The sequence below is a fragment of the Aeromonas sp. A600620 genome (genome assembly GCF_029479985.1).
Classification (GTDB): domain Bacteria; phylum Pseudomonadota; class Gammaproteobacteria; order Enterobacterales; family Aeromonadaceae; genus Aeromonas; species Aeromonas veronii_A.
In genome coordinates this window covers 493,402-516,503 of sequence record NZ_JAAKXB010000001.1, presented here as the reverse complement: position 1 = coordinate 516,503, position 23,102 = coordinate 493,402, and the positions used below count along the sequence as shown (strand labels likewise).

At 58.6% G+C, this 23,102-nt stretch carries 16 protein-coding genes; 4 read left to right on the top strand and 12 right to left on the bottom strand.

Features of this window, described 5'->3' with window-relative positions:
- Positions 1–56: 56 nt before the first annotated feature.
- From hybE to G5533_RS02210, 8 genes are all read right to left on the bottom strand, one after another.
- The gene (gene hybE, locus G5533_RS02245) at positions 57–587 is read right to left on the bottom strand and encodes a hydrogenase-2 assembly chaperone (RefSeq protein WP_421208419.1); all 531 of its coding nucleotides are present in this window, start codon (positions 585–587) and stop codon (positions 57–59) included.
- Positions 569–1,099: a HyaD/HybD family hydrogenase maturation endopeptidase gene (locus tag G5533_RS02240; RefSeq protein ID WP_407958744.1), complete on the bottom strand. Its 531-nt coding sequence runs from the start codon at positions 1,097–1,099 to the stop codon at positions 569–571. Before G5533_RS02240 ends, hybE begins: the two co-directional genes overlap by 19 nt.
- On the bottom strand, positions 1,099–2,802 hold the full coding sequence (gene hybC / locus G5533_RS02235) for a hydrogenase 2 large subunit (RefSeq protein WP_421254872.1): 1,704 nt from the start codon (positions 2,800–2,802) through the stop codon (positions 1,099–1,101). The genes G5533_RS02240 and hybC overlap by 1 nt, the downstream gene beginning before the upstream one ends.
- A gap of 8 nt (positions 2,803–2,810) precedes the next feature.
- On the bottom strand, positions 2,811–3,998 hold the full coding sequence (gene hybB / locus G5533_RS02230; protein ID WP_421208417.1) for a Ni/Fe-hydrogenase cytochrome b subunit: 1,188 nt from the start codon (positions 3,996–3,998) through the stop codon (positions 2,811–2,813).
- Positions 3,991–5,037 (bottom strand): hydrogenase 2 operon protein HybA, encoded by a 1,047-nt coding sequence (gene hybA, locus G5533_RS02225; protein ID WP_159143598.1) that lies wholly within the window; start codon positions 5,035–5,037, stop codon positions 3,991–3,993. Before hybA ends, hybB begins: the two co-directional genes overlap by 8 nt.
- Positions 5,038–5,039: 2 nt before the next feature.
- Positions 5,040–6,173 carry a hydrogenase 2 small subunit gene (gene hybO, locus G5533_RS02220; protein ID WP_047435203.1) on the bottom strand — a complete coding sequence of 378 codons (1,134 nt, stop codon included), beginning with the start codon at positions 6,171–6,173 and terminating at the stop codon, positions 5,040–5,042.
- A 954-nt stretch (positions 6,174–7,127) separates the two neighbouring features.
- On the bottom strand, positions 7,128–11,156 hold the full coding sequence (locus tag G5533_RS02215) for an ATP-binding protein (protein ID WP_421254752.1): 4,029 nt from the start codon (positions 11,154–11,156) through the stop codon (positions 7,128–7,130).
- A complete protein-coding gene (locus G5533_RS02210) occupies positions 11,153–11,329 on the bottom strand; it encodes a hypothetical protein (protein WP_421222511.1) in 177 nt (58 codons plus the stop codon). The genes G5533_RS02215 and G5533_RS02210 overlap by 4 nt, the downstream gene beginning before the upstream one ends.
- Positions 11,330–11,359: 30 nt before the next feature.
- Here G5533_RS02210 and G5533_RS02205 point away from each other — a divergent pair, with 30 nt between their 5' ends.
- The 4 genes from G5533_RS02205 (at position 11,360) to G5533_RS02190 (ending at position 17,820) form a co-directional block, all read left to right on the top strand.
- Positions 11,360–11,719 carry a hypothetical protein gene (locus G5533_RS02205; RefSeq protein WP_069553965.1) on the top strand — a complete coding sequence of 120 codons (360 nt, stop codon included), beginning with the start codon at positions 11,360–11,362 and terminating at the stop codon, positions 11,717–11,719.
- Entirely contained in the window at positions 11,703–13,319 is a 1,617-nt protein-coding gene (locus G5533_RS02200; RefSeq protein WP_421254753.1) for a response regulator, read from the top strand. Before G5533_RS02205 ends, G5533_RS02200 begins: the two co-directional genes overlap by 17 nt.
- Positions 13,320–13,558: 239 nt before the next feature.
- A complete protein-coding gene (locus G5533_RS02195) occupies positions 13,559–16,471 on the top strand; it encodes an HD domain-containing phosphohydrolase (RefSeq protein WP_167556322.1) in 2,913 nt (970 codons plus the stop codon).
- A 275-nt stretch (positions 16,472–16,746) separates the two neighbouring features.
- The gene (locus G5533_RS02190; protein ID WP_441254433.1) at positions 16,747–17,820 is read left to right on the top strand and encodes a GGDEF domain-containing protein; all 1,074 of its coding nucleotides are present in this window, start codon (positions 16,747–16,749) and stop codon (positions 17,818–17,820) included.
- 44 nt (positions 17,821–17,864) lie between these two features.
- Here G5533_RS02190 and G5533_RS02185 read toward each other — a convergent pair whose 3' ends face one another.
- From G5533_RS02185 to G5533_RS02170, 4 genes are read right to left on the bottom strand one after another with little or no spacing between them, the layout of a single operon-like run.
- Positions 17,865–19,001, bottom strand: a complete 1,137-nt coding sequence (locus G5533_RS02185) for a glycosyltransferase family 4 protein (protein WP_441254381.1) — start codon at positions 18,999–19,001, stop codon at positions 17,865–17,867.
- 12 nt (positions 19,002–19,013) lie between these two features.
- Positions 19,014–20,285 carry a glycosyltransferase family 4 protein gene (locus G5533_RS02180; RefSeq protein WP_441254380.1) on the bottom strand — a complete coding sequence of 424 codons (1,272 nt, stop codon included), beginning with the start codon at positions 20,283–20,285 and terminating at the stop codon, positions 19,014–19,016.
- On the bottom strand, positions 20,282–21,688 hold the full coding sequence (locus G5533_RS02175; protein WP_441254379.1) for an O-antigen ligase family protein: 1,407 nt from the start codon (positions 21,686–21,688) through the stop codon (positions 20,282–20,284). Before G5533_RS02175 ends, G5533_RS02180 begins: the two co-directional genes overlap by 4 nt.
- On the bottom strand, positions 21,676–22,995 hold the full coding sequence (locus G5533_RS02170) for a lipopolysaccharide biosynthesis protein (RefSeq protein ID WP_043819779.1): 1,320 nt from the start codon (positions 22,993–22,995) through the stop codon (positions 21,676–21,678). The genes G5533_RS02175 and G5533_RS02170 overlap by 13 nt, the downstream gene beginning before the upstream one ends.
- Between the last annotated feature and the right edge of the window lie 107 nt (positions 22,996–23,102).

The following is a 23,102-nucleotide window of genomic DNA, read 5'->3' as shown; positions in this document are numbered from 1 at the left end:
CAAAATGGCCCCCTATTCTAAACTTGATTTCGCGTGAAACCTAGCGACTATGCCGGTTAACCGCGCCGGGCACCGAATAGCCGTCTGCGACCCAGATCCACGCCGCCAGCCCCTTGCTGCACCGGCAAGGAGAGCAGCATCTTGAGGGTGCTGCTCACCAGCGCCCGCCCCTCCCCGGCACCGAGATGGGGATCGAGCGGCGACATCAGGGAGCAAGCCAGCAGCTGTCCCGTCTCGGGCAATTCCCCCACCATAAAGGTCATGTTGCCGCAGGGGAGCTGCAGGGCGAGCCGATCGATGCTGCTGCGAACCGGCCAAAGCTGATCCGGCCCCGGCAACACCACCACGCTCAACATCCAGGGGGTGAGCACGCAGCCGAGCCACTGACCTTCAAACAACGTGCACTCCGCCACTATAGGCATGTCCGGGTGATAGAAAGGCAACGCCTGCATCTCTTCGCGAGCGATCCGCTCGTACTGGGCTACCAGCAGAGGCGCGGGATCGCTAGCAAAACCGGCAAACTCCTGCGCCGTCTCCGGTACTATCTCCAGCACTCTCTCAGCCTCGCTTAAATGGGACTGCGCCATAGACCCTCCCGTGCTTGTTCAGCTTTCTCCTGCTCAGAGAGCGGGATGGCGGGTGCGCCAACGGCGGCCAGCAGAGTCAAAATCCGATCCGTCGCCTCCCCCATGGCAGCAGCCACCACAGGAGTGAGGCCGATGCGGGGTTCGAGGGATTCAGGCTCGACCCCGATCAGGGTGAGCCGCTTGGGCGACTCCCCCGTCATGTGCAGCGCCGAGAGCACGTCCGCCAGCCCCAGCTGGTGCGGGGATATCTTGCGACCAAACAGGGTCGGGATCTCCTCATCCTTCAGGGTCACGACGGTGCCCGGCGGATTACCGCTGCGCACCGCATCCACCAGAATGATGTGATCGCGACTGGCCATCGCTTCGAGCAACTCCATGCCGGCGGTACCGCCATCGAGCAGCTCGATGCCGGGGGCGAAACGGTATTCACGCCCCAGCGCCTCGACGATGCGCACACCGACGGCTTCGTCGCTCAAGAGCAGGTTGCCTACGCCCAGGATCAGGGTATTCATCACAACACCTTCACCTGAGTCGTTTCGCCATTCTGGGTATCCACCACGTGGACCGCGCAGGACATGCAGGGGTCGAACGAGTGGATGGTGCGCACCACCTCCAGCGGTTTGGCCGGATCGGCCACCGGGGTGCCCACCAGCGCCTGCTCGTAGGGGCCGGGCTCGTCATTGAAGTTGCGCGGGCCCGAGTTCCAGGTCGATGGCACCACCGCCTGATAGTTCTCGATCTTGCCCCCCTTGATGACGATCCAGTGGGAGAGCATGCCGCGCGGAGCCTCTTCAAAGCCCACTCCGCGAAACTCCTTGTCCGCCGGGATCTCCGCCTTGATATAGGCGGTGGTGTCCCCCTTGCCGATGTTGTCCACCAGCGCCTTCCACTGATGAGACAGGGTGTCTTTGAGCACACAGCAGCGCACCGCGCGGCCGATGATGCGGCCCAGGGTCGAGTGCAGCTGTTCAGTCTTGATGGCAGAACCGGTGAGCGTTTTGTAGAGGCCGTTCAGCTGATCGAAGTGCGCCACCGTCTCCGGGTGTTTGGCGGCGAGCTTCACCAGCAAATCGGCGAGGGGCCCCACCTCCACCACCTTGCCGTAGAAGGTGGGGGACTTGACCCAGGAGTATTTGCCGTCATCCTGCCAGCCGGTGTAGTCGGGCTCGGTCTTGCCCTCCCACGGCTTGAGGGGCTCGTCATCCTTGTACCAGGCGTGCTTGTTGCTCTCGGCGATGCCATCCATCAGCCAGCCATCCTGATGGCTCTCGATGGGGCGATAACCCGCCAGATTGCCATTCTCGATATAGCCGCCCGGCATCAGGAAGCTGCCGCCGTTGGCATCGGTGGGCAGCTCCGGCACGCTCAGGTAGTGCTTGGCACCCTGCCCCAGGTTCAGCCACTCGGGGTAGTGTGCGGCGATGATGGCGGCATCCACCTTGTAGACCTGCTCGATAAACTCGCCGAGCCGGTCGATAAAGCTCTTCACATAGAGCAGCCGCTCCAGGTTGAGCACGCTAGGTGCATCCAGATTGATGGGGTTGGCCACGCCGCCCACCGCCAGATTCTGGATGTGCGGGCTCTTGCCACCGAGGATGGCGACAATGCGGTTGGCATCGCGCTGGCACTCCAGCGCCTGCAGGTAGTGGGCCACGGCGATGAGGTTTACCTCCGGGCTCAGCTTCATCTCCTTGTGACCCCAGTAACCGTTGGCAAAGATGCCGAGCTGGCCGCTCGCCACCAGCGCGCGGATCTTGTCCTGCACCTTGGTCAGTTCATCGGCACTGTTGAGGGACCAGGTTGATACCCCCTTGAGCATGTCCGCCGCTTTTTGCGGATTGGCCTCAAGGGCCGCGGTGATGTCCACCCAGTCCAGCGCGGAGAGCTGGTAGAAGTGGACGATGTGATCGTGGATGTTGTGGGCCGCGATGATGAGGTTGCGGATGTACTGGGCGTTGACCGGCACCTTGGCGCCAATGGCGTTCTCCACCGCCCGCACCGAGGCGATGGCGTGAATGGAGGTACATACCCCGCAGATGCGCTGCACTATCATCCAGGCATCGCGCGGGTCGTTGCCCTTGACGATCTCCTCCATGCCGCGCCACATGGTGCCGGACGACCAGGCTTTGGTCACTTTACCGCCTTCGATTTCGCAGTCGATACGCAGGTGCCCCTCAATGCGGGTGATGGGGTCTATGGTGATACGTTGGCTCATACGTTGGCTCATACGTTGGCTTTCCCTCGGGCCTGATAATCTTGGTGAACACGTTCAAGTGATGGCAGTACCGGCAAGAGCCGGATCAACAGCAAATAGGCACACACCTCGATGGCAACAAAGCCCAGGGAGATCAGCACCTCCTCCGCAGAGGGGAAGTAGTGGTAGCCATTGCCGGGGTTGAAGGCGAGCAGGGAGTAATCCAGCCGCCAGAGGGCGGCGCCCAGCAGCATGCTGAGGGCCCCCAGGAACAACATGCGCGAATCCCGGCGGCTCTTGTCCCAGTGGAACACCAGCAACGGGAAGATCATCAGCGCAATCTCGCTCCAGAACATGATGGAGTAGCGATTGAACTCGGAGAGGTAGGCCGACTTGTCGTGGATGACGATCTCGGCAAAACGCAGCGCCACAAACAGGATCAGGAAGATATCGATCACCTGGGTCAGCTTGTAGAAGAGCGACTTCTCGTTGGGGCCCCGCCCCGCCAATCCGGCCTGCACCAGGGATCCTTCAAACACCACAATGGAGAAGCCCATGATAAATGCGGTCAGCAGCGAAAAGACCGGCAGCAGCTCGTAGCTTTGCCAGAGCGGATGGATCTTCTCCCCTGCCACTATCATCAATGAGCCCATCGAGGACTGGTGCATGGTGGGCAGCAACGCCCCCAGCGCCAGCACGAAGAACATGATCTTGTTGAGGCGAATAAGTGACGCCTTCCAGCCGAACTTCTCCAGCAGCACGGGAGCGAACTCCAGCGCCATCACCCCGATATAGATGGTCATGCAGACCGCAGTTTCGAACAGCACCGAGGAGGTGTTGAAGTGACCGGGCAGGTAGAAGTACGGCAGGTTCCAGTAACGGCCGACGTCAATGGTGATGGAGAGGCCGCCCAGCGAGTAGCCAAACAGGCTCGCCAACAGGGCCGGTCGCACCAGCGGGTGATACTCGCCCCGGTTGAACACATAGACAGCCCAGGCCAGCGCCCAGCCGCCACAGGCGAAACCGGTACCGATCAAGAGATCAAACGAGATCCAGAGCCCCCAGGGGTAGCCGCCATTCAGATCGGTGACCGAGCCCAGCCCGAAGACGAGGCGTTTTAAAATCAACATGCCGCACAGCACGGCAAAGGGGGCCAGCACCAGTACAGGCCAGCTGACCAGCTTGCCACCGAGGGGATACGCCTTGTGATTACTCATGATCCTTGCCTCCCTTTGTGGTGCCCTGATCCTTGATCTGCGCACTCCCCTGATCATGGCCATCGTCATGATGGTGTTCGTGACCATTCTTGGTGTTGCGGCGAATGAGCACCGAAAGGCCGGTCAGCACCACCATGGGCAGCACCATCCCCTTGTAGAGGGTGTGCTGGATATGCTCGGAGCGGGCACCGGAGGAGAGCTCCGGCAGATCGGGCATATCGAGCTTGGTATAGGGCACCCCGGCCAGCACCAGCACCTGGGTGCCGCCCCCCTCCTTCTCGCCATAGACGTAAGGCTGGTAGTGGGGTACCTCGTGCAGGTAAGGGTCGTTGGCAGAGAGGGTCTGGCGCGGATAGGCATATGCGCTGCCCGGGGTCGCCAGCAGGCGACGCTTGGCCTCGGCCATCAGCTCCTCGCGGGTGCCGAAGATCACAGCGCCGGTGGGGCACACCTCGACACACCCGGGCAATTTCCCCTGATCGATCCGCTCAAGCCCTTTCTGGTTGCAGAGCTCGCACTTGTGGATCGCCCCCAGCGGGTTGTCATAGTCATATTTGGGCACATCGAACGGGCAACCCACCATGCAGTAGCGACAGCCGGTGCAGACGCTCGGGTCGTAGTGAACAATGCCGGTCTTGGGATCTTTTTTAAGAGCCTGCACCGGACAGACAGAGACGCAGTTGGGATCGACACAGTGCATGCACTGCTTCTTGATGTAGGCGTAGCCATCCACCAGCTGATCCTTGTGCTCGCCAGTGCCGCTCTTCCACACCTGAATGATGTTGTTGGTGTAAGGGGTCAGCTTGTCGTTGTTGGACCAGGTTTGCGCCCCGGCTGGGTTGGTCGGGTTGCCGTTGAGGCGCTGACACTCCGCCACACAGGCCTGACAGCCGACGCAAAGGGTAGAGTCATACAACATACCGAGCGCGCCGGGAATGGGCGGCTTGTTCTTGGCCGCCGCCAGTGCGGTGCCGGGTACGGCTGTGCCCGCCGCCAGCGCACCGACGGAGGCAAATTTGAGGAAGTTTCGTCTGTTCACGGCTACTCCTCCCGTGATGGGTGCTGCCCGGCTTCGTGGCGTTTCTGCTGGCGACCGAGTTCACGCACCGTCATCAGACTCACCCCCACCAGCACCCCGAGGGCGCCACCGATCAGGCCAGTCGCGGTGGGCGAGGTATAGCCCCCCTCCTGGATCTTCACATCGGGTTTATCCACCCTCGGAGTCGGATTCTCTACCTTGGCGAGCTGGAAGATCCCCTTGCTAAAACCGACCCCCTGCTCGTTACAGCCATAACAGGGGTGACCGATGCCGACCGGCCAGATGCCGCCGCCCACATCGCAGAACTCCAGGGTCGAGCAGTTGCCGTAGGTCTCCGGCCCTTTGCAGCCCAGGTGGTAGAGACACCAGCCCTGCCGGTGGCCCTCATCGCCAAACTCCTTGGCAAAACGCCCTGCATCGAAGTGCGGACGGCGCTCGCAGTTCTCGTGGATCAGCCGCTCATAGGCAAACAGCGGACGCTTCTTGCTATCCAGCGCCGGCAGCTTGCCGTAGGTGATGTAGTAGGCAACCGTGGTGAGGAAGTTGTGGGGATTGGGCGGGCATCCCGGGATATTGATGATCGGGGTGCCGATATTGCCGAGCGCCTCTTCCAGACTGACGGCACCGGTCGGGTTGCCGCCGCTGGCTGGCACACCGCCCCAGGCGGCGCAGGAGCCGATGGCGATGACGGCAGCGGCATCACTGGCGGCACGGCGAATATGGTCGACGATAGGCTCACCGGCCACCATGCAGTAGACACCACCATCTTTGAGCGGAATGGAGCCATCCACTACCAGCACATACTTGCCTTTATAGCGCTTGATGGCGTTGTGCTTGTTCTCTTCCGCCTGATGACCAAAGGCCGCCGAGAGTACCTCGTGGTACTCCAGCGAAATGGTGTTGAGGATCAGGTTCTCGATGGTGGGGTGGGTGGCGCGCAGCAGCGATTCGGTACAACCGGTGCACTCCTGCGCCCCAATCCAGATCACCGGCGGCCGTTCGGGGCTGGTGAGCGCAGTGGCCATCTTGGCGACGGCATGCTGACTTAATCCCAGGGTTGCGGCCATCCCGGCACACAATTTCATAAAATCACGGCGATTAATCCCATGAGCCGATAAAAAATTATCCTCGACCATTCTACTTATTCCCGTAGTGAGCACTTGTTTGATAAATGCTTAATAGCGGAAATGCTAAGGACTCACCCACCCTGCAGTATTGATCTCTATCAATTTCGACCGACTCCCCCCTATTTTCATAGCGAGCCACATCACAAATGAAATTAATTACCCCCAAAGAGATATTTAGCAGCCCCGTAAATTTTATGAACTTAATTGGATAGTAAATAATTAATCACCGCATATCCTCTCTTTCTCTGTGAGCCAAATTAACATGATTGAAATCTTGGCTATACCGCTCATTTAACAATACTGATGCCCACCAATAAATGATCCATTGAATATATCTTTACTCATCTCATTGCATATTCCATACAGTCTCCACGGGACAACCTCCTGACTTGCCTCCCCATACCAGAACTGTCTCACGGCCAGCTACCACCGGTAGCAAGCACGGCCTGCACGGCACGATTTACCTGCTGTCGCTTGATATCTGCTTGCATCTTGCCTGCGCTGAAGGGCGATGATTGCTCCTGCTAGCCCACGCAGTACAACCCTGCTTGGCCTCCCTGCCGTTTAACACCGCTTAATGAAAAGGTGCCGCAGAGGTATGCATATCAATACGCTCCCCCCCACTCTTTATTGTCTTGGATGCTGGTGAGTAAAATATCGCACTCACGGATATGTTTACGCATCATCGTGAATCTGCATTCAAATTAATGGTAAGAGAAAAGGCAAGGTGGAAGGCTGCCTTCAACATAGTGATCATATTTAACTCGCGATACATTCGCTCATCCGGTTACAGATGTTACTGCACGTATTCACACTATTTACCTTCACGTCACCCTGCGTAATTAACCAGAGCGTAAATATCCATCTCTATCGATATAGATGATAATTGTTCTTGTTCAATGGCAACCCTAAAAAATGAGTTGGGATGACGATGAACATGACAAGCGATAAGGGTGTTAACCATCACCCAAGCAGTGGTACCAGCAACTGCAGCGCCTTATCGAACTCGAACTCGTTGACCGCCCGACTCACCTCTTGAAATGCAGCACGCAGCGGCAATGCACTGCCAGCCAGATCAGCCTCAATCTGCTGACAAAGCGCCAACGCCTGGGCATCGCTCTGTGCCAGCAAGGCCCCCAACTGCTGGAGTTGCGCCGCCAGCATCCCGGCATCGATGCCTCGGGAAGCGCCCATCGTCACAGGGGACACTGCCAGCGCGGCTTCCAGCCCAGACAGCAGGGGCTTCAGCTCGGCCATCAGGGATGGCAAGCGGGTTGCGACCCCTGCATCATCCCCCTCTTCACAGGCTTGCTCGAGCAGCGCCGCCTGATCCGCCACACCGGTCGCCCCTATGGTGCTGGCACTGCCCTTGAGGGTGTGAGCCAGACGTCGGGCCGTGACCTTGTCATCCGATACCCACACCGAGTGGAAACTGGCTTCAAACCCCTGCTGCCCGTTACAGAAGCGCTGCAACATATTGCGGTAGAGCGCACTGTCGCCCCCCATCACGGCCATGCCCCGCTGCACGTCAAGGCCGGGCACGCCTTGCCAAGGGGTCGCATCGTCAGTCACCTGCAACTTGCTGGCGGCAGCCAGAGGTCTGGCGGGTGTGATCCAGTGCGAGAGGGTCGCCAGCAACAGCGGCATATTCAAGGGTTTGGCGATGTGGTCATTCATGCCTGCCGCCAGCGCCTTCTCTTTATCCCCGACCATGGTGCTGGCTGTCATGGCGATAATGGGGATCCGGGCCAGCGCCGGATCGGCGCGGATCAACCGGGTCGCGGTGTACCCGTCCATCACCGGCATCTGGCAATCCATCAGGATGCCGTCAAACCCGCGATCTTGCGCCAGCAGGGCGAGCGCCTGTGCCCCATCGCAAGCACAGACCAGGGAGATCTGCTCCTTGCCCAGCAGGGCCAGCGCCACCTCCCGGTTCATGTCGTTATCATCCACCAACAGCAGACGAGCACCCGCCAGCCCATGAGCGGGCAGCGCAACCTGATGATGGGGGCTTGCATCCGATAACGCCTCTCGTCCCACGGCATCGCCCCCCTGCGCCTTACACAATGCCTGACACAGTGCCTGCGGGGTAAACGGATGGGCCAGCACATCACACGGCGCCAACCCCAGCGCAGCAACATAGCTGGCAAGCGGTGCGGGATCGCCCGAGGTGATCAGCAAGATCGCGGGCGGCGCTGCCAGCGTGCCAACCTCCTGCAGCACCTCTGACAACCAGCTCTCCCCCTCCAGCCAGCCCAGCACAACTCGATCACAGGGCTTGCACGCCGCGATGCCTTGATGCAGCAGTGCCAGCAGCGCGGCGGGCTCGTCCGCGCAGACAAGCTCAACAGGCAGCGCCGCCAACTGGTGGAGAATGGCCGCTCGCGAAGCAGGACACGACTCCAGCAACAGCAGACGCTGCGGCGCCAGCGGCATGGCTACACGTTGCTCTTTCTCCTTACCCTGATCCGCCAGGGTGGCGAGACAGATACGGAAGTGGAACTCGCTGCCCTGCCCCGGGGCGCTCTCCACCCGGATCTCACCGTCCATCAGTTGCACCAGATTGTGCGTGATGGCCAAACCAAGACCGGTGCCACCATATTTGCGGGTGGTCGAGCTGTCAGCCTGTTCAAAGGAGTGGAAGAGACGCTGGCACTGCTCGGCTGTCATGCCGATACCGCTATCCTGCACACTGCCCTGCAGCCAAATCTTGCCATCTCGCTCGTTACTGCGTGCCAGCCGGACAATCACCTCTCCCTGCTCGGTGAACTTGATGGCATTGCTGGTCAGGTTGAGCAGGATCTGGCCAAGTCGCAGGGGATCACCGCGTAAACGGTCAGGCAGATCACCGGCCAGATCGAACAGCAGCGCCAGCCCCTTTTCCCGCGCCCGAAACGCCGTAAGATCCGCCAGCCACTCGAACACCTCGTTGAGCCGGAAATCCACCTGTTCCAGTTGCAGCTTGCCCGCCTCCATCTTGGAGAAGTCAAGGATGTCGTTGAGGATCCCGAGCAGGTTGTTCGCCGCTCTGTCTATCTTGCTCACATAGTTGTGCTGCTCGGGGGAGAGGCTGGTTTGCAGCACCAGATGGGCCATGCCGATGATGGCATTCATTGGCGTGCGGATCTCATGGCTCATGTTGGCCAAAAATTCGCTCTTGGTTCGGGTGGCATCTTCGGCGATCTGCCTAGCTTCTAGCATGGCGGCCTCAGCCTGCTTGCGGTCGCTGAAATCGAAGATGATCCCGTCCAGATAGATGGCCTTACCCTCGGCATCATAGGTGGCGAGTCCGATGGAGTAGACCCAGCGGAGCTGACCCCAGCGATCGAAGATGCGGTACTCGTTGATGTATTGCCGATGTTCGGCAATGGCATCGATGGTATTGCGGTTGCTCAGTTCGAGGTCATCAGGATGGATCAAGTCACCAAAATCGCGGCTGTTATCGACAAAATCGCTGGCGGGATAGCCAGTTAATTTTTCCGCCTCGTCGCTGACGAACAACATGGTCCAGGGATGATGAGGCAAGCAGCGATAGACCATACCCGGTACGTTGCGCACCATGGACTGGATCCGCTGCTCGCTCTCGTGCAGCCGCTGGCGATCTGCCGCTATCCGGTCATGAGCCTCCCGCATGGCCTGCTCGGCGGCACGGATCGGGGTGATGTCGACCAAGCTGCCGACCGCACCGCTTCGCTCGCTCTCGGCAAGCTCGATCCCCGAGAGAAAATAGAGCATGTCCAGAGGACGGCCATCCGGCGAAAACAGGCGCACCTCATGCTGCGTTCTGGCCTGACTGCCCGCCACCCTTTGCAAGGTGTTACCCTCATCCACCGCATCCAGTCCGGCCAGTTGCGGCAACTCCGCCAGCCGCTTGCCTTCGACCGGCCGGGCGCCACCAAATGCGCTGGTAAAGGCGCGATTCACCCCCAGCAGGCGCCCCTGATTGTCGGTATAGAAGAGAGGATGTGGCAGGGTATCGATCAACGCCTGCTGGAAGGCAAACTGCTCGTTGCGCTCGCGAATGCTGCGGCGACGCAACATCCGCCCCTGCCAGAGCAGGGCCGAGCTCAGACATATCAACAGGGCGGTGCCGAACAAGGCCACTCGCCGCCATCCTGACACGGCCTGTTCCACATTGCCCAACAGCAGCAGCGTCCACTGCCCTTTGGCATCGTGCCACTCGATAGGCATGCGGCTCACCAGATAGCTATCTTTCCCTATCCGAACTTCACTGCCATCGAGTGCAGGCAGGATCACCGGTTTGCGATCCGGGGCAAAGTAGTGTCCATATAGGCGAGAGGCAAAGAGCTGCTGTTGCCTGGCGGCAGAGTTTGGCCCCACCACTGCCATTTGCCAATCGCTCTTGTTGCTGGCCATCACCACTCCATCTGGCGAGACCAGCAAACCGATGGTATCGCCCCACCCGGCCAGAAAGGTATCGAGCAGCGCCATCTCGTAACGCGCCACCACCACCCCAGTAATGTCGCTTCCTTGCGCCCGATCGTGAGAGACTGGCGCCGCCACATAGATCATCCGCTTGCCGGTATTGAGGCTAACCCCGGCATCTACTGTTTCCAGCCCCTTGAGCCCTTGCCTGAAGTAGGAGCGAAACGACACATCCTGCCCGACGACATGGCGGCCAAGCGCATCCCAATCACGGACAATCACCCCTGCTTTATTGGTAACAAAGGCATGATTGGCCTTCACCCCCTGCGCCAACACCTGCAGAGCTTCGCTCGGGCTCAGCTCCCCCCGCTCGAGCAGTGACGATTGCTGGATCTCGCGGTTGAGGCGGCCAGCCAGTTGCACCGCCCCCATCCCCTTGCTTGAGAGGGTCAGTTGCTGCAGATTGTCGCCCTCGCGCTGAATGCGGGTATCCAGCGACTGGCGATACTCCTGCCGCTCCAGCTCCAGATAGAAGGCATCGACCAGCGTGGCCAACATCAGGGAGAGCAACAGCACGGCAGTAATGTGCCAGAGACGCGATTTCATGGTTGACAGCATGCTCCATCGTTCTGCCTGACCATCATCAGCACCGCCTCACAGGAGAAGACGTGCAATAAAAGGCACTCACCGAGCAGCGTATTCATCAAATTGTGGCAGCCACTCTTATCATCAACCAGCAGCACCATAGGATGAGCCGCGCTCGGGGCAAGATGTTCCATATCTCGTGATTCTCCCTGCCAAGATGGAGGATGGCGACCCCTGCCAACCTTTCTCACACCATAACGGATCCCCCGACAGGCAGCCATGACAACCCGGTTGAAATGTGCGCACAACCCGACAGGAGCCAGCAACTCACAAGGGATAAATCGGATACAAGAAAAAGTGGATATGGGGTAATGGCGGTTGTACACCATCAGAAGATGGGTCAGCACCAACGGTATGATGATATCGGATTGCTCTCTTTATCACGTTGGGTCATGAGCCAGCTTGCAGATTTATATTTCCAGCGCAAGGTAGCAGAGGTATCGGTTGACCAGGGTCATGCACCCTATATTATCATGCTCAAAATGAGCTGGCAGGATACAGCGACAGATGGGCACATCAGATAGCCATATGGACATAGCAAAAATAATTTCCGGCCCCACGCTGGTACTGGAAAAAGATAATGTGCACAGCGATGCGCTATGCAATCAGTTACGAGCCATTGGCATAAGCCAGATTACGGTGGTGGAGAGTGTCGAGGCGCTGGAACGTTGCGTGGCTGATGGCCCTGCCGCCATGATCATCTGCAATATCGATCTCGATTCGGCAAACTTGCTCACGCTGCTGAAAAATATTCGCAGTAGGGCACCTCATCACACACTGCCTTTTTTGACCCTGACCTCAGGGACAGATCGCCCATTGATCGAACAATTTGTCCAGGCGAAAGTCTCTGACATTATCTTGACCCCGCTCAAGCCCGATACCCTTAAAACCAGGATTACTCGGCTACTGTTGGCAACCAGCCAGTCGCAGCCACCACTTTCACAATTTGAATTCGGTCGTTTGCACCGTTTTTCCAACAGCGATCTGGTCGCCAGCAATCAGGATAGTCCAACCATTCTGGTGGTTGACGATGTTCCAGATAATTTGATGCTGATCACCTCGGTATTTCGCAAAGAGTTTCATCTCAAGTTGGTCAAGGATGGCGAAAAAGCGATCAGGATCTGCCAATCGGATAATCCACCCGATCTGGTGCTGCTCGATATCATGATGCCCAACCTGAACGGATTCGATGTCGCCAGAATTTTGCGTGAACATCCCCACTCTGAGCACATCCCCATCGTCTTTATGACGGCACTGGATGATATCTATTCCCGTAAACGGGCGATGAAACTGGGGGCCGTCGATTTTATCACCAAGCCGATCGACATCGAGATGCTGCGTTTTCGCATTGCCAATCTGATGCGGCTGGTGCATGCCAGAAGAGATCTTCAAAAAGAGTTCGATCAGATGCTTGAGCTCAATGCGCTCAAAGAGAGCCTCGAGTTCAATATCCGCTATGAAATTCGGGAGCCCCTGCTCAACGCGCTACACCTGCTGGAAGAGCTGGCGGCCGACTCATCGCTCAACATGCTCCAAAAAACCCAGCTATCCATCACCAGAAAATCTGTAGGCGATGCGCTGGCATTGACCCGGCTGGCCAGCGAGATTTACCAGATTGAAACCGGCACCTTTGTTTTGAAAGCGGGTAAAGTCCAGCTCTTTAATATTTTCAACCGGCTTTCGGTGCAATTCAAAAATCTCTATGCCGGGAAAAAGCTCGATATCAAGCTGACCAAACCCAAAAATTACCTTTATGACGAGCTATTCATCGCAGGTGACGAATTTCTCTGTTATTCCGCGTTTCAAATATTGACACGGCTCGCTTGTGAGCATGCGGCGCCCTCCTCCTGCGTGGAAATTGTCTGTCTGAAATTCCCCGACAGCATTATTTTAAATATTGATAGCTCGACCTTGCTGGATATCAACAATGTCCTCTCTCTGTTCGACAGATTCCCATCCTCTAATAACAACAAAGAAGCACACAGTCACAATGGCTATCATGGCAAAATCATGCTGGAAGCCCATGGCGCTACCGTTACTGTATCGCTGGATGAAGAAACCAGGCTGCTGAATATCTCGGCGTACTTCCCACAAAAAGAGGGTTTCAATCCATATCCAGAGTGAAAAGAATCACGATCACAGAACTCTGCGGTAACATCGCCGTGGATCATTTTTGGCTACTGCGATGGGTGAATAAACAAAAGGATTTATCACCCCTTTCCATTTATCGTCATCTGGTGGTTTACGCAACGGGGTCTCTTTAATGCAAGCAGCAAGGGCGAACACCATGAAGCTACCCATTATCCTGTTGGGTTATCTCATTTATACCCCACTCAACAAACCCATCCATTTAAGGAGATAACATGAGTCTCATTCGCCGCGTTATCCCCTTGTATGTTCATATTGCCCATCTTTTTCTGGGTTTATTGCTGGTGTTTGCCTTGATCACTCTTGGTCACCAATATCGGCAAACCAAAACCATGCTGATGAAAGAGGCGGAAGACAGATTCACCCTGATTGGCCAAATCACCACTCAGGCTTTAGAAGGGCTGTTCAGCACCTCAGCTTTAAGCGTCAATCTGCTCGCCCAACAGCGCCTGACCGAAGCCAAGACCCTGTCAGAGCGAATGGCCAGCCTTCCCTACATGACAACCCTGCTCAAAGGACAACCTTCTGCCAACGCGGTGTATGCCGGTTACAACAACGGCGATCTATTCTGGCTCATGCGCTGGCCTGCCGACACCGAGGTACAACACCTAACGCCGCCCGCCAATACCCGCTGGATCGTGAAGAGCATCCGGCATCAAGAGGCAACCACTCTTACGGAGACCTTCGCGCTGGCCGACAATCTCACCATCATTGAACGGCAAGAGGAATCAGGACAATTTTTTGATCCAATAGAGCATCCATGGTTTATTCAGGCCAAGCAGAGTGGACAGCTGGTGCAATCCCCTCTCTATATCTCGCACGATACTCAGGAGATGTACCTGAGTTTTGCCGAACCAATGCAAAATGGGGCTGGCGTCATAGGGATGAGCCTGAACCTCCGAGCTATCGAGCGCCTGCTCAAATCCGCCAAGATAACCCCCAATATGCGTCTAGCCATCGTCAATGAGCAGGGCGAGCTAATGACAAGTCATAAAGGTGGGATGGTGATTCATGAAAATGGCGCTTATCGACTTGCAAGAGTGACCGAAGCCGACCTGCCTATGATCCAACACTTGATGAATGCCAGTCAGAATCAGAAGGCAGATAGTCTTTCCTTTAAATCAGAGGGCAATGATTGGCAAGGAATGCGTATCACTTTACCGGAAGCCGATGGGTCAAAATTAACCCTCTGGATTGCAGCACCTGTCGATGAGTTGCTGGCCACCGCCTTCACCATTCGCAATCAGACCTTCTTTTTGTCAGGGATCTTTCTGATCCTGGCCCTCTTCGCCGCCATCGTGCTGGCCAGAACCGCCGCCAGGCCCCTCGATGCCCTGACGCAAGAGACGGAGAAAATTGCCAGCTTCGACTTCAACGACCCGGTCAGGGTCAACACCTATATTGCCGAAATCATCGATCTCTCCCGAGCCATGGGCGACATGAAATCGACCATTCAGCGCTTTTTGCAGCTTTCCACCTCCCTCTCCAGCGAGACCAGTTTCCCCCGCTTGCTGGTGCGGCTGCTCACCGAAATGCAGCAACTGACCGGTGCAACAGGCTGCATGCTCTACCTCTCCGATAGCGGCAACAAGACGCTGGATCTGGCAGGGTTGTGCTGGAATGGCGAGGTGCAGGAGCAAACGCCGATCCACAGTATCGGAACCCTCAATCAGCCAAAACATCCACTGTTCCAGAGCTTGCAAGGAGTAGAACTGGAACCCGTTGCGTTGGTCACCAGCGAATTGCAGATCCTGTTTCCCTACATTGAGGAGAGCGACACGCCGCTGACCTTCTGGCCGATTGCCCTGAAAAACCGTGATGGCCAACTGCTCGGCACCCTGGTGTTTCTGATCGATGAACGGAAGAAGTCCCTGACCCCGCAGCGGATGGCATTTGTCAACGCGCTCTCTTCCACCGCCGCCGTGGCACTCACCACCCAGCGGCTGCTGGAGGAGCAGCGCAATCTGCTGGAGGCCTTTATCCAGCTCATCGCAGGGGCCATCGATGCCAAGAGCCCCTATACCGGTGGCCACTGTCAGCGAGTCCCCGAACTGACCAAGATGCTGGCAGAAGCGGCATGTGAGGCCAAGGAGGGCCCCTTCCAACACTTTTCGCTCGATGAAAAACAGTGGGAAGCAATACATATCGCGGCTTGGCTGCACGATTGCGGCAAAGTCACCACTCCGGAGTTTGTGGTCGACAAGGCCACCAAGCTGGAAACCCTGTGCGATCGCATTCACGAGGTCAGGATGCGCTTTGAAGTGCTGAAACGGGATGCCGAGATTGCCTACTGGCAGGCACGTCTCCATGGGGGTGATGAGGCCGCGTTACAGGCCACGCTGCAACAGCAGTGGCAACAGCTGGATGAGGAGTTTGCCTTTATCGCCCGTTGCAACGAAGGGGGCGAATTTATGGCCACAGAGGATATTGCAAGGCTGCAGCAGATCGCGGGCCGCACCTGGCAGCGCACGCTCTCCGATCGGATTGGGATCTCTCAGGATGAACTGGCGCGCAAGCAGCGGGCCGCGGAGTCACCGCTGCCGGTCACCGAACCCTTGTTGGCCGATCGCCCGGATCACCTCTTCACCCGCAGCAACCGCGACCGCCTTGCCCCTGACAACCCTTGGGGATTTCAGGTCAACACCCCTGAATACCTCTATAACCGCGGCGAGCTCTACAACCTCGCCATCCGCCGGGGCACCCTCACAGATGAGGAGCGCTACAAGATCAACGAGCACATGATCCAGACCATCATCATGCTCGAAAAACTCCCCTTCCCCGCCAACCTGAAACAGGTGCCGGAAATCGCAGGGGGACACCATGAGAAGATGGATGGCACTGGTTATCCCAAGCGGCTGAAACGGGACGAGATGAGCATCCCTGCCCGGATGATGGCCATCGCCGATATCTTCGAGGCGCTGACCGCCGGCGATCGCCCCTACAAGAAAGCCAAATCTCTCTCGGAGGCCATCCGCATCATGGGATTCATGCAACAGGATCACCATATCGACCCCGAGCTGTTTGCGCTCTTTCTCCGCTCTGGCGTCTACCTGCGCTATGCCAAGCGTTACATGAGCCCGGAGCTCATTGACGAGGTGGATATCAGCCCCTATCTCGCCAGCCATTGATCGCCGCGAGGCACTCTGGGTTACCTGATGCCTGCAGTCTGGGGATCTGCATGCAGACCCGCTGTCTTGTCACCGGTGGTCACCCCGATGCGTAATAGAGATGGGGAGGATATGCACCGGACAGCCATGCTAATCCTCTCCATGGCGCCTTGTTCTGACTGACCTTACGGACACTTGCCAATAACGGTAATCGAATAAAAAAACGATAAAAATCAAGATAGATAGCCAAATGAAATGACATTATTGACTATAGTTCAATCGAACGTTTGAAAAACGTGGCCACTTCTCATGGGCCCAGCGCAATGACCACTGAACGGGAACAGTTGATCCGCTCACTGTTTGATGAGTACATCGAGCTGTATTCATCACGGGATGATCGGCTCACCACGCGGTTTAGCGACAATTTCAGCGGTTTTGCCGGCAGCAGTGATGTTCTGGTTACCGATAGGGATGAGTGGATCCGGATAACCCGCCGCGATTTTGCCCAGATCCCGGGCAGGATCCGCCTGGAAACACTCAATGTGACCCTGCAAGATCTGGCCGCGGATGTGGTGGCGGTCACCGCCTTCTTTCATATCCATCTACCGAAATCAGAACCTATCCTCTCCCGCAGAACCGCCAGACTGGTATTGATTTTTCGACACGAAGCCATGGCGTGGAAAATTGCTCACAGCAGTATCTCCATCCCTTACAGTGCGGCTCGGGAAAGCGAAATTTACCCGATGACCAGTCTGGAGGAGCGCCAACATGAGCTGGAGCTCATTATCGAGCTCAGAACCAGGGAGCTGGCGGAAGCGAACCGGAAACTGGAAGCGCTCAGCAATACCGACGGGCTAACCAATATCGGCAACCGTCGTCTGTTCGACAACTCATTGAACCAGGCCTGGGAGCGCTGTATTCAGACAGAGATGCCGATTGCGCTCATCATGCTCGACATCGATCATTTCAAGCAGTTCAACGACCTCTATGGCCACGTTGCCGGTGACGAGTGCCTTCGATTGCTGGCCCATACCCTGGCGCAATCCGGGCGCCGCTCGGGGGAGTTGGTGGCCCGCTACGGCGGAGAGGAGTTTGTCATCCTGTTGCCACATGTCGAGCGTCAATCCGCCTATGAAATTGCCCAACATATCCAGCGGCTGATTTTTGCACTCGCGCAGCCACACGCACAAAATGCCACCGGTCTGGTGACCGTTAGCATGGGTGTTGCCAGCCTCAGACCATCGAGTCACTGGCAGCCATCTGAACTGGTAAAACTGGCTGATGCTGCGCTCTACACCGCCAAATCATCCGGCCGTAACTGCATCAGAGTGGCGGAGTCACCCAGCCTCCCGCAACCAGTCTGCCCATAAGTCCCTCATACGCCACCATCCTCCCCGTGGGGAACCACTGCGCGCTAACCATGCACGGCAAGGCTCAACGCATCCCATCGCAACATGCCTTCCCACTGATCCAGTGTGCTTTGATAGGTATCTGCCGCGTTGTAATGGACCATGGCATGCAGGCGAGCATGATGGCCAAGTCGCTTGACCACGTCGGGCATCGCATTGAGGCTGGCCAGCACCCGCGCCAGATCGCCGGGATCGTTTGGCTGATATTTGCGGCAATTCACGTCATCGGTGAGGTGTCGGTCCCACCAGGCGCCATCGGCCGGGATCACTACACATAATCCTGCCGCCATAGCCTCCAGAATGGAGAGGCCAAACGGTTCCTGATGACTGGTGGAGACAAAAATACCGCATTGAGCTCGGATCTCGTCAAGATTGGCGGGGTTGGCATACCAGTGCGTGTCTGGCAGCTGTGGCTGAGGCTGGCTACAGGGTTGCAGCGTGCCCTTGGGCTGCAGATAGCACACCATCAGCTCGGGGCGAGCATCAGGGATCATTTGATGGGCGGCCAGCATGGTCTCCAGCCCCTTCCAGCGCAGCAACGAGGCCGCCCACAAAATACGGGGCCCCCCCAGGGTCGCTTTGGGCCAATCAATCTCGCTCAACCCATTGGTAAATGGCTGCCAGTGTGACGGGAACTCGGTCTCGCCAAGCCGGGCCAGCAATGCCGCCAGGGAGCTGCGGGTTGATTCGAGATAAAATACAAAACTCGCCCGTTGCAATGCTCTAGCAGAGAGCCCCGAGCACCCCACAGGGCCATGGATCAGCTGAACCACCCGGCACCGCAACCAGCGGGCCGCCCAGTAACAGCAGAGATCCACCCCCGGCCCGGACGCCGCCACCAGGCACTTCACCTCCCCCAGACGCAACACCAGCCAGAGGATGAGCAGGGTCTGCCACCCCTGTTTTAGCAGATAGCCGATGCCGGACTCACGCCCCTTCAATATGTGGGGCAGCCAAAGGGGATGATGCTGACAACGTCGCCAGGAGTCGGGATCCTGGGTCAACACATGGCATGTGAGCCCGGGCATCCGTTTGGCCAACTCATCGAGCAGCACTTCGGTCGCAACCTTGGAGCCCCCGCGAAACGGGATGGGATCAACGACGATGACCTTTCCAAACACCGGCTCAGTTTGCATGCTCATCTTGCTGCTCCCTTACTCTGGCACCTTGCGGCGGCCAAACCCCAGTTGCACTTTTTGCGCCACTCTTGCCATCCCACTCGCCAGCATATTGCGACCTCTGGCAAGGAGTCGTTGTCCCACCCAATGAATGAGTGGTCGGAAGGGTGTGGGGGCCGTTGCGTGCCAACGACCAGCCAGCGCGGCGTCCCACACCGCCGTGACCCCGTCAACGTAGCGCGCCACAGTGAACAGCTGTGCGGCACGCAACTGAGCGGCCCGCCCCATTTCACATCGGCGCTGCGGATTGCTCAATTGCCGCCAGTGATCAGCCATCTCGGCCCAATCCCCCGGGGTTGCCAGCAAGCCAGTCCCCCCCTCCTCCACCACTTCGGGGATGCCGCCCACCCGATAGGCACTGACCGGGAGCCCCAACATGCTCGCCTCCGCCAACGTCAGACCAAACACCTCCTCACGGGCTCCGGAGACCAGCAGATCCACCCCGCCCCGCAAGATAGCGGCACTGTCCGGCCGCTCGCCCAAAAAGTGGACCCGCTCGGCCACCCCGAGTTCGACAGCCAACGCCATCAATGCTTCCCGCTCCGGGCCGCTGCCAATGATCAGCAATTGGGCCTCCTCCCCCGATGCCATCAGGGCAGCCAGCGAGCGGATCAGCAGATCAATCCCCTTGCGTTTGATCAGGGAGCCGATGGTGGCGATGATCATATCCCCCGGGGGCAAGCCCAGCATGCCGACGACCGGCCAGTGAGCACCGCCATTCAGGCGAGCGGCATCGACCCCGTTGGGTACCCGGATCAGCCGATCGGCCGCGCAGCCATCCTGGCGCCAGCCGGTCAACACCGGCTCGCTCACCCCGATCAGCACGCTTGCCTGATGAACCCGCAGGCTGAACCTGTCTCTTGGCTGGTAACGGGCATGGAGGTGGCACACCAGCGGCACCTGCAACACTCGACAGACACCCACCAGCCACTGACAAGGGGCCGCGCTGTTGGCGTGCACCAGCCCAATCTGCCGCTCGGTGATGAGCTCTCTGGCTCGCCGGGAGAGGCGCCGATGGGCCGCAAGATCAAAACGGGGCGCCTGCCATCCCAGCAGCAGGCTGAACGGCTCGACCATGGTTTCTACCCCGAGGGTGGCCGCCTCTGCCGCCAGCGTTGGGCTATTGCACCAGAGCAACGGCGTAAACCGGCTGCGATCGAGGTGGGCCAGCAGATCCAGCAGGCAGCGTTCGCTGCCGCGGATCCAGTCCTCTCCGTAGTGAACCAGCAAAACAGGGGTTGCGTTCATCCTCTTGCTCCCTTGGGTGGCACTGCCGGCAACCGGGTTGCCTCCTGATGATCCTCAGCGGTGGCCTTCACCTCTGTGGCCGCCTGCTGCACGTACTTGATGGCGGCGACGGCCAGCGCCAATTCCAGATAGATGGGCCAGGTAAAGCCCTGGGTCAGGAAGGATCCCGAAATCACAAACCCAACCATGCTGGCCATCACCCCCTGCATCGCCGTGATCACTGCAGGAGGCATGCCAGCAAGCTGGCAACGCCAGCAACTGCGCAGGGTCACCGTCACCATGCCGATAAACAGCGCCAACCCGACAAAGCCGGTTTCAGCCAGCACCCCGAACCAGGTGGAGTGCACCGCATGATTCAGTCCATCCCAATGGGGGCTGTAGAAGAAATAGTTGTAATAGAAATTGGACAAGCCCACCCCTACCAGCGGATGGCCCAACGCCATGCCCCAGGCCGCTTGCCAGGCGTAGATCCGCCCCATGGCCGAGGCATCGACCCCGCTCTCGGCGGCGCCGCCAGATGCCCGATCGCTGATCCCGGCGGCGGCAAAGAGCACCAGCAGCGCGACCATCCCCATCGAAATCAACAGGATTTTCGACTTCACCCGCTGCCAGGCAAACAGGCCACTGACCGCACACACACCAAGCAAACCACCGCGGCTCTGGGTGGCGATAATGGCGGCGGCGGTCAGCGCAAAGCCAAGCCCCCCCAGCAAACGCCCCCCCCCCCCATTCCCCTGATTGAGCAGCAAGCTCAGTGAAAAGCCGGCAGGAAAGAGCAGCACCAGCGCCAGATCGTTGGGATCCCCCAGCACAGAGCCCAGCTCGCGCCCTATGGTCACCCGGGTCCCCTCCACCAGCCCGATCCCGCTCGCCTTGTTGTAGAGGGCCACCAGCGCCACCAGACAGCCCGCTACCACGAAGGTGCGCACCGCCAGCGCAAAATCCCCCGGAGTGCGCACCAGCCAGGCGGTGGCCAGGGTCATCAGATAGATCTTGCTGTAGCTGCCGGTCCAGGTGGCGATCGCCTCACCCCGGTTACTGGCAAACAGCACACCGATGGAGACCATCACAAAGAAAGCCGTCAGCCAGCTCAGCGCTGGACTCCAGTAGGGCTTGATCCGGCCGGTCAGCAAAATGTGCCAGACCAGTGCGCCGATGGCGGCCAGCGAGAAGAGCAGCGGGATCTTGAGGGGATAGAGCTGGGGGAACACCTCATGCAGTCGAAAGAAGGAGAAGGTGACAAACCCCAGCACCATCAAGAAGGGCCAGCGCAAGGCAAACCAGATGGCGGGAATGGCAAGGCCGAGCACCGGCAGCAGCAAGGGATGGGGCAGCCGCCACCAGAGTAGAGCCAGCACCAGACAGATGACGCTTGCCCAGATGGCTGGCGTTAGACGAGCCATGATCCTGCCCACCATTGGCCGAGCCAGACCATCGCCAGCGCCCCAAGCGAACTGGCCCAGAGGGTCGAGAGGCGATACGGCAGTGGCAGCAACCGCTGGCTCACCAGATAAAAGGCGAGCGCCCGCACCAGATAGACCAGCAGCAGAGTCCAGATCACCCCGGCAACCCCGAAGGGGGGGATGGCGAGCAGAAAGCCTGCGACCCCAAGGGCGCTGCAGCCCAGATTGATCACCATCTGGGCATTGCTCTTCTCGCCGCTAAAGCAGCCGACATTGAGCAAGTCCGAAACATTGCGCACCGCCATACCCAGCACCAGCAGCGGAATATAGGCGATCGCCCCGTGATAGCTCTCCGGGGTCAGCCAGCGAATGAGCAAGGGAGCAGTGAGCCCGACAATCCCCGCGGTGACAAACCCCAGTACCGACCCCATCACGCTGTAGTGGGCATTGAGCCGCAGTCCATCCGGCTCGCGCAGCAGCATGAAACGGCGGGGATACCACCAGAGGGCAAAGGGTTGCAGCAACAACCCCACTGCCAACGCTAGCTTGCCCGCCACTGCGTAGTAGGCAAGCAGCGCCTCACCCACCACATCGGCCAGCAGCCAGCGATCCAGTCCGCTCAGGGCAAAACCTGCCAGCCCGCTCACCACCAGGGGCAATCCATAGCGCAGCAGCGGCCGATAGTGCTGCCAGTCAAAGCGGATCCCGCTATCTCGCCACTGCCAGAGGCTCAGCAGCAGCGCCAGTGCAACGCAGGTCAGGGTGCCGGAGGCCAGCACCCCGCTCACGCCCCAACCGAGCCAGAGCCACCAGCCGGTCAGCACCGACTGGATCACCGCCTTGCCTGCGGTCGCCACGAAAAAGAGCCGCGCCTGATTGCGCATCCGCAGCCATGCCAGCGGCACGCCGATCACCCCTTCAAACGGCAGGGCGCAGAGCACCCAGCGCACATCCGCAAGGCGGGTTTCCACTGGCAGCCAGGCTTGCACCACAGGCGCCAGCAGCCAGAGCAGCACCAGACTGGCCAGGGCGATCAGCCAGACCAGACCAAACATGCGGGCCACCACCTGCTGGCGCTCCTGCTCATCTTTCGCCAATCCGGCAAAGCGGTAGAGGGCATCCACCAGCCCGAAGCCCAAAATAAGGGAACCCAGATTGATGAGGGTCAGCAGCACCTCCAGCTGGCCGTATTCACGAGGCAGCAGCTGATGGGTCAACACCGGCAGCATCAGCAGGGAGATCCCCTTCATCAGGAGCAAGCCGCCGGCGTAATAGAGCATGGCAATCTGGTTCACACCAAGTTTCATAGGGCCTCCCAGCCACCCGAAGCATCCCGCTTCGGGTCAGCTACCGCTAATGCAAAGCCCACGCCACTCACTCCCGCCCTGAAGCGATAGCCCCTCTGTGCGGCTTA

What these genes read in the sequence shown, in the direction of transcription:
- hybE (WP_421208419.1), bottom strand. Translation starts at nt 587, where the DNA reads ATGGCGCAGTCCCATTTAAGCGAGGCTGAGAGAGTGCTGGAGATAGTA.
- G5533_RS02240 (WP_407958744.1), bottom strand. Translation starts at nt 1,099, where the DNA reads ATGAATACCCTGATCCTGGGCGTAGGCAACCTGCTCTTGAGCGACGAA.
- hybC (WP_421254872.1), bottom strand. Translation starts at nt 2,802, where the DNA reads ATGAGCCAACGTATCACCATAGACCCCATCACCCGCATTGAGGGGCAC.
- hybB (WP_421208417.1), bottom strand. Translation starts at nt 3,998, where the DNA reads ATGAGTAATCACAAGGCGTATCCCCTCGGTGGCAAGCTGGTCAGCTGG.
- hybO (WP_047435203.1), bottom strand. Translation starts at nt 6,173, where the DNA reads ATGGTCGAGGATAATTTTTTATCGGCTCATGGGATTAATCGCCGTGAT.
- G5533_RS02215 (WP_421254752.1), bottom strand. Translation starts at nt 11,156, where the DNA reads ATGAAATCGCGTCTCTGGCACATTACTGCCGTGCTGTTGCTCTCCCTG.
- G5533_RS02210 (WP_421222511.1), bottom strand. Translation starts at nt 11,329, where the DNA reads ATGGAACATCTTGCCCCGAGCGCGGCTCATCCTATGGTGCTGCTGGTT.
- G5533_RS02205 (WP_069553965.1), top strand. Translation starts at nt 11,360, where the DNA reads ATGGCGACCCCTGCCAACCTTTCTCACACCATAACGGATCCCCCGACA.
- G5533_RS02200 (WP_421254753.1), top strand. Translation starts at nt 11,703, where the DNA reads ATGGGCACATCAGATAGCCATATGGACATAGCAAAAATAATTTCCGGC.
- G5533_RS02195 (WP_167556322.1), top strand. Translation starts at nt 13,559, where the DNA reads ATGAGTCTCATTCGCCGCGTTATCCCCTTGTATGTTCATATTGCCCAT.
- G5533_RS02185 (WP_441254381.1), bottom strand. Translation starts at nt 19,001, where the DNA reads ATGAGCATGCAAACTGAGCCGGTGTTTGGAAAGGTCATCGTCGTTGAT.
- G5533_RS02180 (WP_441254380.1), bottom strand. Translation starts at nt 20,285, where the DNA reads ATGAACGCAACCCCTGTTTTGCTGGTTCACTACGGAGAGGACTGGATC.
- G5533_RS02175 (WP_441254379.1), bottom strand. Translation starts at nt 21,688, where the DNA reads ATGGCTCGTCTAACGCCAGCCATCTGGGCAAGCGTCATCTGTCTGGTG.
- G5533_RS02170 (WP_043819779.1), bottom strand. Translation starts at nt 22,995, where the DNA reads ATGAAACTTGGTGTGAACCAGATTGCCATGCTCTATTACGCCGGCGGC.